This is a genomic window from Malaciobacter sp. (assembly GCF_055140965.1).
The window spans coordinates 1-16,102 of sequence record NZ_JBSRRO010000031.1; the positions used below are offsets into that span (position 1 = coordinate 1).

Consider the following 16,102-nt stretch of genomic DNA (forward strand, 5'->3'; position numbering starts at 1 on the left):
ATAATAAATAGCACTTCTCATATGATAACTTTAGAGAAAAGTGTATTTATTGTTGATGAAATAAGAAGATCTTTTTAAGCTATTCAAAATTCTCTAATTCATCAAATTTATGGATTATATATTTGTTTTTATCGATTTTTTCAATAATTTTTTTCTTTTTTAAATTATTGATTATTGTAGATACTGTTTGTCTTTTTGAACCAATAAAACTTGAAAGAGTCTTTATAGATAAGTTTAAATCTAAAACATATTTTCCATTTTCTTTTTGATCTTGAGTTGTAGCAATTTCAATTAAAAAAGTCGCTATTTTCTTTTTGCAACTTTTAAAAACAAGGTTTTTTATAATATTTCTTTCAAGTTCTGCTCTATGCTTTAAAGATCTAATTACAGAAGTTGAAAACTCTTTGTTTGCAAAAAGATTTGTAAATTTTTCTGCATCAATTAAGTATACTTCACTATCTTCTAAAAACTCAATTGCACAAGATGTTTCAGGTATGATGATGTTGTTTGCTTTTAAAAAGTATAATACAAACTCTTCACCATCTTCAAAAATCATAGCCTTTGCTTTTCCACTTTTAAAAACATAAAGACTTAATGAACCATCTTCATACTCTAAATTTCCTTTTTTGAATTTTTTTATTTTCAATGAGGAAAAATCTTCTTTAGATAATATCTTTGACAAATCAATTGAGTCAATCCTTAGTCTATTAGATTCCACTTTTATCCTTCCCTTTATAAAATTTAAAAACTAATTTAAGCTCTAATAGCAAAATATTAACTATTTTATACTTTTATTATACTAAATAGAAAAAAATACCAAAAAAACCCCAAGAAAAAATAATTATTTTAAAATAAAATAAAAATTAATATAATTATTTTTTTCTTTAAAAAAATGAAATTTATGTCACCAATCTGACATATAGTAATGTGCTAATTTGTAATATTATCTACCTTGAGGCTTTTGGAAAATAAAATAATTTGATTCTTTTTTTTAAAAAATATTTTTTGTCATATCTATGACAGTCTAAACATTATTTTTTTATTATGATTCTCTTGTTTATTAATTTTTGATTAATAAAATTAATTAGTTGATAATTTAAGTATTATAAGGAAAAAGTAATGAAAAAAGTACAAAATACTTGTCCTTATTGTGGAACTGGTTGTAATCTTGATTTGCATGTACAAGGCAATAAAATCAAAAAAGCAACACCCACAAAAGGACATCATGTAAATGATGGGGAGCTTTGCTTGAAAGGTCTTTATGGTTGGGAGTATGTTCACTCACCAAGAAGACTTACTAAACCACTTATTAGAAAAAAAGATGGAGTGTTTTCAAAAGAAGGAAAATTAGAAGAAGTGAGTTTTGATGAAGCTTATAAATTTGTAGCTTCTAGAATGAAATCAACAGTTGAGAAATATGGTCCTGATAGTATGATGGGATTTTCATCTGCTAGATGCTCAAATGAAGATAATTATTCTTTTCAAAAACTATTTAGAATCTTAGGAACAAACAATATTGATCATTGTGCTAGACTTTGACATGGTCCAACAGTAGTCGGTCTGACTAAAACACTTGGAAATGGAACAATGACAAATGATCTAGTAGAGTTTGCTACACACAGTGATGTATTAGTTTTAATAGGAACAAATACAAGTGAGTGTCACCCAATTATTGCAATGCAAATGTTAAGAGGGATTGAAAGAGGCGCAAAAATGATTGTGATAGATCCTAAGAAAACTGACATGGCAAAAAAAGCTGATATATATATCCAAACACCAGTTGGTTACAATATTCCTTTTTTAAATGCGATGATTAATTATATAATTCAAGAAGATTTATATGACAAAAATTTCGTGGAAAATTTCTCACATGGTTTTGAATATGTGAAAGAAGCAGTTAAAGAGTTTACTCCACAAAGAGTTGAAGAAGAAACTGGAATTTCACAAGAGCTTGTAAAACAAGCAGCTAGAACTTATGCTAAAGCTAATGCAGCAGCAATTTGCTACACAATGGGAATGACTCAATTTATTGATGGAACATCAAATATTTTCTCACTTTCAAATCTTGCAATCTTAACAGGAAATCTTGGTAAAAAAGGCGCGGGTGTTAATCCTTTAAGAGGGCAAAATAATGTTCAAGGTTCATGTGATATGGGTGCATTACCAAATGTTGTACCAAATGGACCTGTAACAAGTAAAGAAGTAAGAGATCATATTAAAGATATTTGGGGATATGAAATTAGTGAAAAAATTGGTTATTCACTAACAACAGCTCCTGATAAAATTGAAGAAGAAAAATTAAAATTATTATATGTATTTGGTGAAAATCCAGTAATGAGTGATCCTTGGACAGAACATTTTGTTCATGCTGTTGAACACTTAGAGACTTTTATTGTTCAAGATATATTCTTAACTGAAACTGCACAAAAAGCAGATGTTGTTTTACCTGCTGCTTCATGGGCTGAAAAAGATGGAACATTTTTAAATACTTCAAGAAGAGTTCAGTTAATTAGAAAAGCAGTTGATGCACCAAATAATTTAGATCCAGATTGGAAAGTAGTTGCAAATATTGCAAAAGAGCTTGGTCTTAAAGGTTTTGATTATACAAGTGCTGAGGATATTTGGAATGAAGTAAGAAAAGTTAATCCAACATTCTTTGGTGGTATTAGCTATGAAAGAATAGATAAAAATGATGGAATTAGTTGGCCTTGTCCAGACTTAGATCATCCTGGTACACCTGTTTTATATGAAGGAAATAAATCTATGCTTCCTGATGGAAAGTTTAAATTAGTTCCTGTAATTTATTCAGAAGATAAAGATCAAAGAGCTAAATTAGAACAAGAGTTTATGGAAAAAACAAATATGCCAAAAGATTATCCTATTGGTTCAGGGGCATTAAGTGAAAAAGTAAATGAGTTATATCCTTGTTTATTTACAACAGGAAGAAAAGTATATCACTACCATACAGGAACAATGACAAGAGAGTGTAAACCTTTAGAATTAGGTTCAGATATTATGGGTGCAACAATTGAAGTTAGTGAAGATATTGCAAGAGAAAGAAAACTAGAAGAGGGTTGTTATGCCTTAGTTGAAAATAAAAGAGGAAAAATTGCTGCTAAAGTAAATATCAATAGAGATTTACGACATGGAACAATTTTTACAACATTCCACTATGCAGAAGCAGATGGAAATGTACTTGCAAATGCGCAGGATAAAGATCCTTTATCTGGAATGAATCCTTTAAAAATGACAATTGCAAAAATTAAAAGAATATCAGAAGAAGAGTTTTTAGAAGTTCGTAATCAAACAGATATTCAAATGCACCCATCTGAGTTATATCGTGCAGTAAGGAGACAATAATGAGCTTACCATTAAAAAATAAATATGTAATAGCAGATCCAAATGTATGTATTGGTTGTGCAACTTGTATGGCAGCTTGTTATGAGTCTGCTTATGCAAGAGGGAAATTGGCAGTTCCTAGACTTATAGTAACTAGAACAAATAGTGGAACAATGCCAAATCAATGTCGACAATGTGATGATGCTCCTTGTGCAAATGTTTGTCCTGTTGGTGCTTTAGAGTTTGAAAAAGATTGTATTGCTTTACATGAAGAAATCTGTATTGGTTGTAAAATGTGTACAGTTGCATGTCCTTTTGGTGCAATTAGACCAGAAGCTGAGTTAATGCCATCGGTTGATTATACAATGGAGCCTAAATATAACTTAACAATACAATCTGAAGTAGGTGTAAAATCTATAGCAGTTAAATGTGATTTATGTGTAGGAAGAGAAGACGGACCATCATGTGTTGAGGTTTGTCCTACAAATGCCTTATCTTTTCGAGACAATTTAAATAATAACTTTATAGAAGAGAAAGCACAAAAAACTGTTGAGTCTTTTACTAAAGAAAAAATGAAATATAAATAAAGGATACCTAATGACACAAGTATATTTTTTGTATGTTATAGGTTGTATTATATCTTTACTATTATATAAACAAAACAAAATTGCAGCAAAAGTGGGATTTTCAATTTCCGCTATTGCTTCAGCTTATGCAGTGTTTTATTTTTTAGTAAATTTAGAGCAAACAGTTAGTATTAGTATGTTTGAAAGCTTATTGTATAGCCCTAAACTTGTTTTAAACCCTTTAGGGAACTTTTTTTCATTTGTTGTAAGTTTAGTTTCACTAGCTTCATCAATTTATGCAATTCAGTATTCTAGTGAGTATGAAAAAAAGGGAAGTTTAGCTGTGATGGCAGGATTATTTAATGCATTTATTTTATCAATGCTTTTATTAATTGCTTCAGCAGATGTATTTTGGTTTATCATATTTTGGGAATGTATGACAGTAATTTCTGCATACTTAATTTGTTTTAATGATTCTAAAAGTTCATTAAAAGCTATAATGATTTATTTAGGAATTGCTCACTTAGGAGCAATGTGTATTACAGCAGCATTTTTAATTATGTCTGCACAAACTGGTTCATTAGAGTTTAGTTCTTATGAAAATATTGAACTTTCACCTGTAATGGCAAGTATTGTTTTTTTATTAGCGTTTATTGGATTTGGTTCAAAAGCAGGGATGTTTCCTATGCATGTTTGGTTACCAAAAGCTCACCCAGCAGCTCCAACAAATGTATCTGCTCTTATGAGTGGAGTTATGATTAAAGTTGCACTTTTTGGGATAATTAAATTTTGTTTATGGCTTCCAGTAATGGAATGGTGGGGACTTTTAATTATTGTTGTTGGTGCATTATCTGCATTACTTGGAGTACTTTATGCTCTTGTACAACATGATTATAAAGCATTATTAGCATATCACTCAGTTGAAAATATTGGAATAATTCTTTTAGGTTTAGGAACTGGTGTATATGGAATTGCAGCAAATATGCCAACATTAGCAGCTATAGGTTTTCTTGCAGGTTTATATCATATTTTAAATCATGCAACTTTTAAAGGATTACTATTTTTAGGTGCGGGAAGTGTTTTATATACAACTCATACTAAAGAGATGGATAGTTTAGGTGGTTTAGCAAGAAAAATGCCTTTAACAGCTTTTGCTTTTTTAATTGGTTCTTTAGCAATTACTGCAATTCCACCACTTAATGGTTTTGTTAGTGAATGGGTTACATATCAAGGTATGTTCCAAGGAGCACTATCTGAATATGCAAGTAGTAGAGTTGTTTTTTGTATAGCAATTGTTGCTTTAGCATTAACAGGAGCATTAGCAGTTATGTGTTTTGTAAAAGCATATAGTGTTATTTTTGGTGGAACTCCAAGAGATAAAAAAATATTTGAAAATGCAAGAGAAGTTCCTTTAACTATGGTAATTGGTATGTTTGTTCTTGTAGCTGGATGTATTGCTTTTGGTCTTGGTGCAAATATTGTAGTTAAAGATATTATGCTTGTTGTTTCTTCATTCTCTGGAAATTATGAAGCTGTAAATGGAACAGTTATTAATTCACCTATGGGATCAACAGTATCACCACTATTAATAGCAGCTGTTTTAGTTGTAACTGTATTAATTCCAGTTGTAATTTTAAAAGTAGCAAAAGCTAATAGAACAAAACCAAGACAGACTGATCCATGGGCTTGCGGTTTTAAATATGATAGTAGAATGCAAATGACAGCTTCACCTTTTACAGGTGATTTAAGAAGATTGCTTAATTGGTTATATAAAAGTGAAACAAAAGTAAAAGACCAAGGTTATTTTGCCCCTGTAGTTTATGAAACACATGCAAAAGATATTTGGTGGAATTTATTATACGAACCAGTTATCAAGCTTACAGTTAATACTGCAAAAGTAGTATCAAAAATGCAAAATGGAAATGTAAATATGTACTCTTTATATATATTAATCGCATTATGCCTTTTTGTCGGAATTAGTTATTTACTTTAAAGGAGTGCATTATGGACAGTATATTATTTATGATTTTACAAGTTATCTCAATTGTTCTTATAGCACCTTTGTTTGACGGAATGGCAAGAAAATTAAGAGCTAAATTGCAATCAAGAGAAGGTGCACCAGACTTTTTTCAAACATATAGAGATATTAGTAAACTTTTAAAAAGAAGTAGAACAGCACCTTCGTGTGCCCATTGGGTGTTTAAAACAGGACCTTTTGCTCTTTTTGCAGCAGGGGCAGCACTACTTGCAACTATACCTATTACATATAGTTCAAATAGTTTTGCAGGAGCATATGCAGATGTATTAGTATTTATTTACTTAGGAGCATTACTAAGATTTGCATTTGGTGCAACATCAATTGATTCTGGAAATCCATTTGCAGGTGTTGGTGGAGGAAGAGAACAAATTTTAGGAATTTTTGTTGAACCTGTAATGATGATAAGTTTATTAGTAGTTATTTTATTAGCAGGAACTACAAATTTAGTTGAAATTCAACACTTAGTAAGAAGTGGAGAAATCGGATATCACACACCAGCTTTTGCAATTGCTTCTATATCTTTTTTATGGGCTGTTTATGTTGAAACTGGTAGAAAACCTTATGACTTAGCAGAAGCAGAACAAGAGTTACAAGAGGGTGTTTTAGGTGAGTATTCAGGCTCAGATTTTTCAATAGCACATGCTGCATTAATATTAAAACAAGTTGCAATAATTGGACTGTTTTTAACAATTTTTGAACCATGGAATTTTGAAAATCCATTTTTAGCATTGATTGTGTTTATATTAAAAGTTGGAATTTTTTATGTAGCTGCTGTATTTATAGATAACTTTGGACCTAGATTTAAAGTTTTAACAAGTTTAAAAAATAGTGCAATTCCACCACTAATTATATCTATAATAGCACTAATTTTATATGTGGTAGGAGTGTAAGATGATTGATTTATTAAGTATATTATCAATAATTTTAATTATTAGTTCACTTTGTGTTTTTGGAATAAGAAATTATAAACTTGCTACATATGCGTACTCTTTTCAAACGTTTATATTAGTGATGATTTTTCTTTATCTTTATAATACATATTCAGCAGATGAGTTAGGTAGTTGGGCAATAATTGCATTTTTTACAAAAGTAATTTTTGTGCCAGTTATTTTACTAAGACTTATTAAAAAGTTAAAAGTTGAACATGAAGATGAACCCGTACTTGGATTTTATGTAAGTCCAATTGTTGCTATTGCATTTTCATTAGCTATTGCAATGGCTTTATATCCAATATATTTGAAATTTTCATTAATAAAAGAGCATATACCTTTAATTGCATCAATTACAATTTTTATGATTGGGATTTTTGGATTTGTATTAAGAAATTCAGCAATTAAACAAATTCTTGCTTATTGTACTTTTGAAAATGGAATACATTTATCTTTAGCATTAATGGCATATAACTCACCAGAAATTGTGGAGTTAGGAATTTTAACTGATGCTTTATTTGCAGTAATTATTACATCTATTTTTGCAACTAGATTCTTTAAATATTTTGGTTCTTTAGATGTTTCAAAAGCAACTGAGTTGAAAGGATAAGGTATGGATATTCAACAATTATTATATTTATTAATGGTTTTACCTGTTATTGCATCAGTAATAATATGGTTTTTACCAAAAAATTATAAAGTGCTTAGTACTTTTCACATACTTGGTTCTATGGCAACTAGTATTATAGGCTTATTAGCTGTATCAAAAGTAATTGATGGACAAACATATTTTATCTTTGATGAGATGTTTTTTCTAGATTCATTAGGAGCAGTTTTTATTTCACTTATTGCAGTAACTGGACTTTTAGTTAATCTTTATTCAGTTAAATATATGCAATGGGAAGTTGAAAAAGGTGAATTAACTGTAAAAGATACTAAACTATTTTTTACTCTTTTTCATCTATTTGTTTTTACAATGACTTTTTCAGTTCTTGCAAATAATATTGCCTTAATGTGGGTTGGTATTGAAGCTACTACATTGTCTTCTGTATTTATGGTTGCTATTCATAAGAGTAAAAAATCAACAGAAACAGGTTGGAAATATATTATTATTTGTAGTATTGGTTTAGCTTTTGCTTTATATGCAACAGTATTACTTTATAGTGCAGGTTTTAATATCATAAATGATAGTCACAGTGCAATGCTTTGGACTACATTAATGGCACACTCAAAAGAGATTGATCCAGATGCATTAAAACTTATCTTTGTATTTGCATTGATTGGTTTTGGAACAAAAGCAGGGCTTGCACCAACTCATACTTGGTTACCTGATGTACACTCAGAAGGTCCAGCTCCATCATCAGCTATGTTATCAGGGATACTTTTAAAATGTGCAATTTTAGCTTTAATTAGATACTACGCTGTTGTTGGTAATTCACTTGCAGGGTTTGAGTATGTTCAATCACTAATGATAATAAGTGGTTTAGTTACAATTTTTATTGCATCATTTTTCTTACTTATGCAACATGATGTTAAAAGAATGTTTGCTTATCACTCAATTGCGCATATGGGTGTAATTGCATTTGGTTTAGGTATTGGAGGAGCAGTTGGATTATTTGCAGCACTATTCCATGTTTTAGCTCACTCAGTTACAAAAGCTTTAGCTTTTTGTGTTACAGGAAATATGATTCAAATTTATGGAACAAGAGATATGACTAAAATGGGTGGGTTAATAAAAATAGCTCCAATTACAGCAATTTTATTTGGTATTGCTGTTTGTTCTTTAGTTGGTGTTCCAGGATTTGCAATTTTTGTAAGTGAATTTTTAATGATAAAACAATCAATCGTAAATGGACTAAATTTAGAAGTTACATTATTTATTATTGGTCTGATTATAATCTTTATTGCTGACTTTTCACACTTTAATCTTGCAACATTTGGAAAAAGTAATTCAAAAGTTTTAAGAAATGAGTTACCTTTAAGTGCAAACTTACCGTTAATTGGTCTTGCTTCATTGATTATGATTTTTGGGCTATTTACTATTAAGCCTTGGTTTGCACTATTACAAAATGCAGTAAATATTATTATGGGTATATAAGGAGATAGGTTATGAAAGTAGGTCAAAACTTTATTGATAAAGTAAAAGAAACAATAGCAATAAGAGATGTTTATAGACAACCAGAAGATCAAATTACAATTACAGTTGATAGAAATGATCTTCCAGAAGCAGTAAGAATTTTATATTATGATTTAGGTGGTTGGTTATCAACAATGATTCCAAACGATGAGAGACAGTTAAATGGTAACTATGCTTTATATTATGTACTTTCTATGGAAGGTAATAAGATGTTTGAAGGAGATGAGTTACCACAAGATCAAAAGTGTTGGATTACTGTAAAGACTTATCTTCCAGCATCTGATTTAACTTATCCATCAGTTACATTAAAAGTTCCAGCAGCTGTTTGGTATGAAAGAGAAGCATACGATATGTTTGGATTAACAGCGGTTGGACTTCCAGATCCAAGAAGACTTATGGTTTCAGATGATTGGCCTGAGGGACTTTTCCCATTAAGAAAAGATTCTATGGATTATAGACATAGACCAGATCCAGTTGATCATAAAGATGAGCCTGAATATGAGTTTATGAAACCAAAAGGTGCAGGAGTTTTAGATGTGCCTTTAGGACCTTTACATATTACAAGTGATGAACCAGGACACTTTAGATTATATTGTGATGGTGATACAATTATTGATGCAGATTATAGACTTTTTTATCAACACAGAGGTATGGAAAAACTTGCTGAAAATAGAATGAATTATGACCAAATGGGATATTTAGCTGAAAGAGTTTGTGGTATTTGTGGTTATGCCCATGCAATTGCTTGTATAGAATCAGCAGAAAAAGCAATAGGACTTGAAATACCATTAAGAGCTCAAGCTATGAGAGTTATTTGTCTAGAGATTGAAAGACTTCACTCTCATCTTTTAAATATAGGTCTTGCTTGTGAAGTTACTGGAAATATGAATGCCTTTATGCATATTTTTAGAATTAGAGAGTTCTCTATGGAATTAGCCCAATTAGTAACAGGTGGGAGAAAAACCTACGGAAATGTTGTTATGGGTGGATTAAGAAGAGATATGACAGGTAAAGAGATTAAAAAAAGTTTAGAACTTCTAAAAACTATTGAAACTCAGTTAAATGAAGTTTGGGACGCTGTTATGGATGATAAAAACCAAATTGCTAGATGGAAAGGCGTTGGTATTTTAGACAAACAAGTTGCAAGAGACTTTTCTCCTGTTGGTCCAAATGTAAGAGGAAGTGGGTTTAAAAGAGATTCAAGATATGACCACCCTTATGACTTCTTAGATCAATTAGATTTTAAAATTCCAACAGAAGATGGTTGTGATGTATTTGCAAGGGAAACTGTAAGATATAAAGAGTTAATTGAGGCAATTTCTATTATTAGACAATGTTTTGAAATGATGCCAGGTGGACAAACTATCATTACTCCTCAAACTATGATTAAACCAGAAGCATATGCTTTAGGAAATGATGAAGCACCAAGAGGTGAAAATATTCACTGGATTATGCATGGAAATGCACAAAAAGTATATAGATGGAGATGTAGAGCAGCAACTTATAATAACTGGCCATCTTTAAGATATCAATTTAGAGGAAATACAATTGCAGATGCTGCATTGATAGTTTGTTCTTTAGACCCATGCTTTTCGTGCACAGAAAGAGTTACGATTGTTGATGTTAATAGTAAAAAAACAAAAGTATTAACACAAAAAGACTTAAAAAGATATTCACAATCTTTAAAAAGTCATCCATTGAAAAATATGTAGGAGTAAGAGATGAAACTACTTGATATGACAAAAAAGTATGGAACTGCAACACATAAATACCCTTTAGAACCATATGAAGTATTTGATGGTTTTAGAGGGAAACCATCATATACATATGAAAATTGTATAGGATGTACTGCTTGTGGAGTTGCTTGTCCATCAAATGCTATAAATGTAAAACTAAATAAAGAGAATACAAAACTAGTATGGGAGTTTGACGCTGCAAGATGTATTTTTTGTGGTAGATGTGATGAGGTATGCCCAACTAGTGCTATTGTACTTTCAAAAGAGTTTGAATTAGCAGTTAAATTTGATAAAAATAGTTTAAAAGAAAGAGGTGAACTTGATGTTCAATATTGCGAAGTTTGCAATAAACCTTTTACAACAAAAAAACTTATTTCATACAATTTAAACAGATTACATAAAGCTGGATGGGATAAGAATAGTTTAGATAAAAAAGCTAAATATATAAAAACTTGTACAGATTGTAAAAGAAATCATGAAGTTGAAAATTTAACAAGTAATTTTAAAAGGGGTACAAAATGAGCAAAACATATGTAGTACCAGAAGATATAAAAGATGCAAACAATCTTGAAGCAAAATTAGAACATCTTAAAAATATTAAAAGAAGTTTTAATGTTTTTAGAGTTGATTGTGGTTCTTGTAATGGTTGTGAAATTGAGATTTTTGCAGCAATTACACCAATGTGGGATCCTGAGAGATTAGGTTTTAAACTTGTTGCAAGTCCAAGACATGCAGATATATTAATATGCTCAGGACCAGTTACTAGACAGATGTATTATCCTTTATTAAGAGCATATGAAGCAACTCCAGATCCAAAAGTAGTAGTAGCAATTGGTGCTTGTGGTTCAAGTGGAGGTATTTTTCATGATGCATATAGTGTGTGGGGTGGAATTGATAAGGTTGTTCCTGTGGATGTATATATTCCAGGATGTCCTCCTCATCCAGCTACTATTGTTCATGGATTAGCATCAGCCCTTGGAATTTTAGAACAAAAACTTGAATATAAAGAACATAAAGATGGTTCTAATGATTCTCCAATACTTGAAGACTCTTTATTGGGAAATATTCTTTTTGAAAGAGATGTATTAGTTGAAGCTAAAAGACTTATGAGTTATTACTTTGGTAGAAAACTTTATGACAAATATATTAATGCTTTAAAAAATACAAGTGATATAAAAGATATTCAAAAAACTAAAAAAGTTATAGAAATATATAGTAGTGAAGAAGAAGATTCAAGGTATGAAGAGTGTATGAAAAAACTTCATAATAATGTTTACTTAAAGTATATGAAACAGTTTGTATTCATTAACGATGAGGATAAATTTATAATTTAAAGAAGTTAAAAATGATAGAAATATGTAAATTAACTAAAAGAAGAGTAGATCCTACATCACCAGATTTACCTGAAAAATATAAACAAGTAAAGATTTTTTCAATGGCTGTTGGTCATGGTGTAGGAACTGTAGATTTTATGGAGTGTATCAAAAAAATATCTGAAGAAGAGTATTTAAAAGTAGTTGAAGATTGTGGAGAATATGCACAATTTAAACTAGGAAACTTAACTAAATACTTTGAAGTAGAAGTTTTCCCAGAACATGCACAACTATTAGTGCCAGAAATGCCTGATTGTTACTTAAAAACTCTTTTTTCTTCTTTAGAAGAAGGATTTATTGTGATAAGGAAAAGCATATGAAAAAAGCAATTTTAACAATAGGAAATACTTTAAGAGGAGATGATGGAGTAACTGCTTATTTAGGGAGTTTAATTGAAAAAGATGACTCTTTAGATTGGCAGATATTTTATGGAGAAGATACTCCAGAGAGTGAATTTCACAAAATAAGAGAGTATGCACCTGATTTAATCATTGTAGCAGATGCAATGACAGGAATGAAAGTAGGAAGTGTTGAAGTTATGGATTTAAGTGATGATAGAGATTATATGTACTCAACTCATAACTTACCAACACCAATATTAATAAGTTATTTAAAAGGATTTTGTCAAAGAGTTCTTTTTTTAGGATTAACAGTTGATATTGAGAATGTATTAGAGGTAAATGAAGAAGTTTCAAAAGAAGCTAAACAAACAGCAAAAAGTGCTTTTAAAAAAGTAAAAGAAATAGATTCAATTTTCGATGATAATAATTAAAGGGAAGGATAAATTATGTTATCACCAGCAGATACAGCGCAATCATTAGTTAAAGGTTTAGAACACAAGGTTAAAATGCCAATAGTAAGTATTATTTTCTTATCAATTATGGCAGGTGGATCAATAGGAATGGGTGATATTTTTTGGGCTCATTCTACAGTTGGAGTTGCTGAGGCATCATCTCCTGGAATTGCAAACTTTTTAGGAGGAGTTGCCTTTTCAGTGGGTCTTGTAATGGTAGTTTTCTTTGGAGGACACTTATTTACTAGTTCATTAATGTCAGGGGTTTCAACACTTGATCAAAAATTATCATTTTCAAAAATGATTTTTTATTGGGTAGTTGTTTGGGTTTTTAACTTTGTTGGAGCAGCCATAGTAGCATATATGTATTATAAAGCACAACTGCCTTTAAAATATGATGGTCAAATATTGCATCACTTTCTTGAACTGGGTGTAGCAAAGAATAATCTTTCTTTTGAAGCTGCATTTATTAGAGCAATTTTTTGTAATGTATTTGTATGTATGGCCGTTTGGGCAGCAACTGGTGCTTCTGATGCAGCAGGTAAAGTTTTATCAATTATTTTAATTATTGCAGCATTTGTTGGTTCTGGTTATGAACACGTTGTTGCAAATATGTTCATTTTTACAGAAGCATTATTAGCAAAAGCTTATTATCTACATGAAGCAGGAGGTACTATTCAAGCATTAGCAGAACATTCACATATAGCAGTAGCTAAGTTAGAAGAGTTTACATTTTTAAACATCATTCCAAATAATCTTCTTCCAGTAACACTTGGAAATATAGTTGGAGGATTGTTTTTTGTTGGAGTTGTTGGTTTTATGTCTCATAAAACTGATATGAAAAAATAAAAGGAAAAATAGTATGAAAAATACAAACGTTATCTGTCCCTATTGTGGGACAGGCTGCGGAGTTCGTTTAACTTCGCATGAAAATAGAATAGTTAAAGTAAAAGGTATAAAAGAAAATCCTGTAAATGAAGGACATTTATGCCTAAAAGGTATTTATGGGTGGGATTATGTTAGTTCAAATGAGAGATTAACAAAACCTTTAATTAGAAAAAAAGATGGAGTGTTTTCAAAAGATGGAGATTTTGTTGAATCATCATGGGATGAAGCTCTTAGTTTAGTTGTTTCAAAAATGAAAGAAGTAAAAGAAAAATTTGGTCCTGATGCAATAGTTGGAAATTTTTCAGCTAGATGTACATTGGAAGAGAATTATGTTGCTCAAAAATTTATGAGAGCAATTATAGGTACAAACAACATAGATCACTGCGCAAGAGTTTGACATGCACCAACAGTAGCCGGTCTGGCTAAAACAATTGGTAATGGTACAGCTACAAACAGTTTTACAGAAGTTGGAGAACACTCAAATTGTATTTTAATGATTGGTTCAAATCCTGAAAATGGACATCCAATTGCAGCAATGCATATTCAAAGAGCAATATCAAGAGGAGCTAAATTAATTGTAATTGATCCTATAAAAACTGAATTTGCACAAAAAGCGGATGCTTTTATTCAGCTTCCACCTGAGTACAACATTCCGGTTATAAATATGCTAATTTCGCATATTATAGATAATGAATTATATGATAAAGAGTTCGTTGAGAACTATACTCACGGTTTTGAATATTTAAAAGAAGCTGTTAAAGATTATACTGCTAAAAAAGTATCTGAAATGACAGGTGTTGATGAAGAGTTATTAATTAAAGCAGCAGAACTTTATGCCACATCAAAACCTGCTGTGATTACTCATGGTATGGGTGTAACACATTTTAATCATGGGGTAGGAAATGTTTGTGATATTTCAAACTTGATGTTAATAACAGGAAATATTGGAAAATTAGGAGCAGGAGATTTACCTCTTAGAGGTCAACAAAATGTTCAAGGTGCTTGTGATATGGGAATTTTACCAAATATTTTCCCTAATTTAAAACTTGTAACTAGTAAACAAGCAAGGGACTATTTTGAAGAACTTTGGGATTGTAAACAACCTTTAAGTTCAAAAATTGGTATTCATAAAACAGAAGTTCCTGATGCGATTTTAGATGGTAAAGTTAAGCTTTTTTATACAATTGGTGAAAATCCAGTTATTTCAGAACCTAATACAAATCACTTTTTAAAGGGTATTTCAAAAGTTGATTTTTATGTAGTTCAAGATATCTTTTTAACAGAAACAGCACTTAAAGCAGATGTTGTTTTACCTGCTGTTAGTGTTGCAGAAAAACAAGGTTGCTATTTAAATGCAGAAAGAAGAGTTCAGTTAAATGAAAAAACACTAGATCCAAAAGGAGATGTAAAACAAGATTGGGAAATCATTTGTGAGTTAGCAAAAAGATTTGATGCAAAAGGTTTTGATTATACAACACCTGAACAAATTTGGAATGAAGTAAGAGTTGCTGATCCTAAAAGATTTAAAGGAATTACTTATAAAAGATTAAGAGAAATAAATGGAATAGCTTGGCCTTGTCCAAGTGAAGATCATCCTGGGACACCAAGTTTGTACATGGATAAAAAGTTTTTTACAAAAGATCAAAAAGCAAATTTAGTGCCTGTTGTTTTTATTGATGATAAAAATGATACAGCAAAGGCAGAAGAAGAACTTCGTAAAAAGTTAAATTTACCTGAGGGATATCCTTGTATGGTAGGTTCTGTTGATGAAAAAACAGATGAAAAGTTTCCAATTTCACTTTTAACAACAAGAAAGGTATATCAATATACAGTTGGAACAATGACAAGAAAGTCAAAAATTATTGAAGAGGGTGGAGATGCTCATGGTCCAACAGCTGAAATAAATCCAGCACTTGCAAAAAGATATAATCTAAAAAATAGAGATTTTATTAAAGTTGAAAGTAGATATGGTTATATTGCAGTTTTAGTAGAAATTACAGAAACGATTCCAGATAATATAATGCAGATGACTTTTCACTATTGGGAAGGTTTATGTAATGAATTAACTAGTTCTGGATGGGACTATACAACTAAAACTCCAACATATAAAGCAGCTGTTAAAATGGAGAAAATTTCTCAAGAAGAGTATAGCCAGATTATGGAGATTAAAAAACTTAAATTTAAAACATCAAAAATTATTTATGATGATTATCATCATTAGACAAAAAAGAGGGCTTTCCTCTTTTTTGTAAAAAGTAATATTTAGTAAACAAATCATATAATAAACTTCAAGCTTCTAGTAT

Annotated in this window: 14 protein-coding genes; 13 read left to right on the forward strand and 1 reads right to left on the reverse strand. The window is 30.4% G+C overall.

What is annotated here, in order from left to right:
• Positions 1 to 79: 79 nt before the first annotated feature.
• Complete coding sequence (locus ACTCCZ_RS09415; RefSeq protein WP_079577831.1) at positions 80 to 718, reverse strand: Crp/Fnr family transcriptional regulator; 639 nt, start codon at positions 716 to 718, stop codon at positions 80 to 82.
• A 401-nt stretch (positions 719 to 1,119) separates the two neighbouring features.
• On the opposite strand from ACTCCZ_RS09415, the gene fdhF reads away from it, so the two are divergent.
• Genes fdhF through ACTCCZ_RS09480 form a run of 13 tightly spaced genes read left to right on the forward strand, consistent with a single transcriptional unit; the run spans position 1,120 to position 16,020 of the window.
• Positions 1,120 to 3,360, forward strand: coding sequence for a formate dehydrogenase subunit alpha (gene fdhF / locus ACTCCZ_RS09420; RefSeq protein ID WP_079577832.1), 2,241 nt, complete (start codon positions 1,120 to 1,122; stop codon positions 3,358 to 3,360).
• Positions 3,360 to 3,926 (forward strand): 4Fe-4S dicluster domain-containing protein, encoded by a 567-nt coding sequence (locus ACTCCZ_RS09425; RefSeq protein ID WP_079577833.1) that lies wholly within the window; start codon positions 3,360 to 3,362, stop codon positions 3,924 to 3,926. Before fdhF ends, ACTCCZ_RS09425 begins: the two co-directional genes overlap by 1 nt.
• 10 nt (positions 3,927 to 3,936) lie before the next feature.
• Positions 3,937 to 5,898, forward strand: coding sequence for a proton-conducting transporter transmembrane domain-containing protein (locus ACTCCZ_RS09430; protein WP_079577834.1), 1,962 nt, complete (start codon positions 3,937 to 3,939; stop codon positions 5,896 to 5,898).
• Positions 5,899 to 5,909: 11 nt separating this feature from the next.
• Positions 5,910 to 6,833 carry a respiratory chain complex I subunit 1 family protein gene (locus tag ACTCCZ_RS09435; protein WP_079577835.1) on the forward strand — a complete coding sequence of 308 codons (924 nt, stop codon included), beginning with the start codon at positions 5,910 to 5,912 and terminating at the stop codon, positions 6,831 to 6,833.
• Between the two features lies 1 nt (position 6,834).
• Positions 6,835 to 7,482, forward strand: coding sequence for a hydrogenase 4 membrane subunit (gene hyfE, locus ACTCCZ_RS09440; protein ID WP_079577836.1), 648 nt, complete (start codon positions 6,835 to 6,837; stop codon positions 7,480 to 7,482).
• Positions 7,483 to 7,485: 3 nt separating this feature from the next.
• A complete protein-coding gene (locus ACTCCZ_RS09445) occupies positions 7,486 to 8,970 on the forward strand; it encodes a hydrogenase 4 subunit F (RefSeq protein ID WP_079577837.1) in 1,485 nt (494 codons plus the stop codon).
• An 11-nt stretch (positions 8,971 to 8,981) separates the two neighbouring features.
• Positions 8,982 to 10,721, forward strand: coding sequence for a hydrogenase large subunit (locus ACTCCZ_RS09450; RefSeq protein ID WP_079577838.1), 1,740 nt, complete (start codon positions 8,982 to 8,984; stop codon positions 10,719 to 10,721).
• A 9-nt stretch (positions 10,722 to 10,730) separates the two neighbouring features.
• Entirely contained in the window at positions 10,731 to 11,267 is a 537-nt protein-coding gene (locus ACTCCZ_RS09455; protein ID WP_079577839.1) for a formate hydrogenlyase complex iron-sulfur subunit, read from the forward strand.
• Entirely contained in the window at positions 11,264 to 12,079 is an 816-nt protein-coding gene (locus ACTCCZ_RS09460; protein ID WP_079577840.1) for an NADH-quinone oxidoreductase subunit B family protein, read from the forward strand. The genes ACTCCZ_RS09455 and ACTCCZ_RS09460 overlap by 4 nt, the downstream gene beginning before the upstream one ends.
• A gap of 11 nt (positions 12,080 to 12,090) precedes the next feature.
• Positions 12,091 to 12,438 (forward strand): formate hydrogenlyase maturation HycH family protein, encoded by a 348-nt coding sequence (locus tag ACTCCZ_RS09465; RefSeq protein ID WP_079577841.1) that lies wholly within the window; start codon positions 12,091 to 12,093, stop codon positions 12,436 to 12,438.
• Positions 12,435 to 12,890, forward strand: a complete 456-nt coding sequence (locus tag ACTCCZ_RS09470) for a hydrogenase 3 maturation endopeptidase HyCI (RefSeq protein WP_079577842.1) — start codon at positions 12,435 to 12,437, stop codon at positions 12,888 to 12,890. The genes ACTCCZ_RS09465 and ACTCCZ_RS09470 overlap by 4 nt, the downstream gene beginning before the upstream one ends.
• Before the next feature lie 15 nt (positions 12,891 to 12,905).
• Complete coding sequence (locus ACTCCZ_RS09475; protein WP_079577843.1) at positions 12,906 to 13,760, forward strand: formate/nitrite transporter family protein; 855 nt, start codon at positions 12,906 to 12,908, stop codon at positions 13,758 to 13,760.
• Between the two features lie 13 nt (positions 13,761 to 13,773).
• Complete coding sequence (locus ACTCCZ_RS09480) at positions 13,774 to 16,020, forward strand: molybdopterin oxidoreductase family protein (RefSeq protein WP_416202242.1); 2,247 nt, start codon at positions 13,774 to 13,776, stop codon at positions 16,018 to 16,020.
• Positions 16,021 to 16,102: the final 82 nt, after the last annotated feature.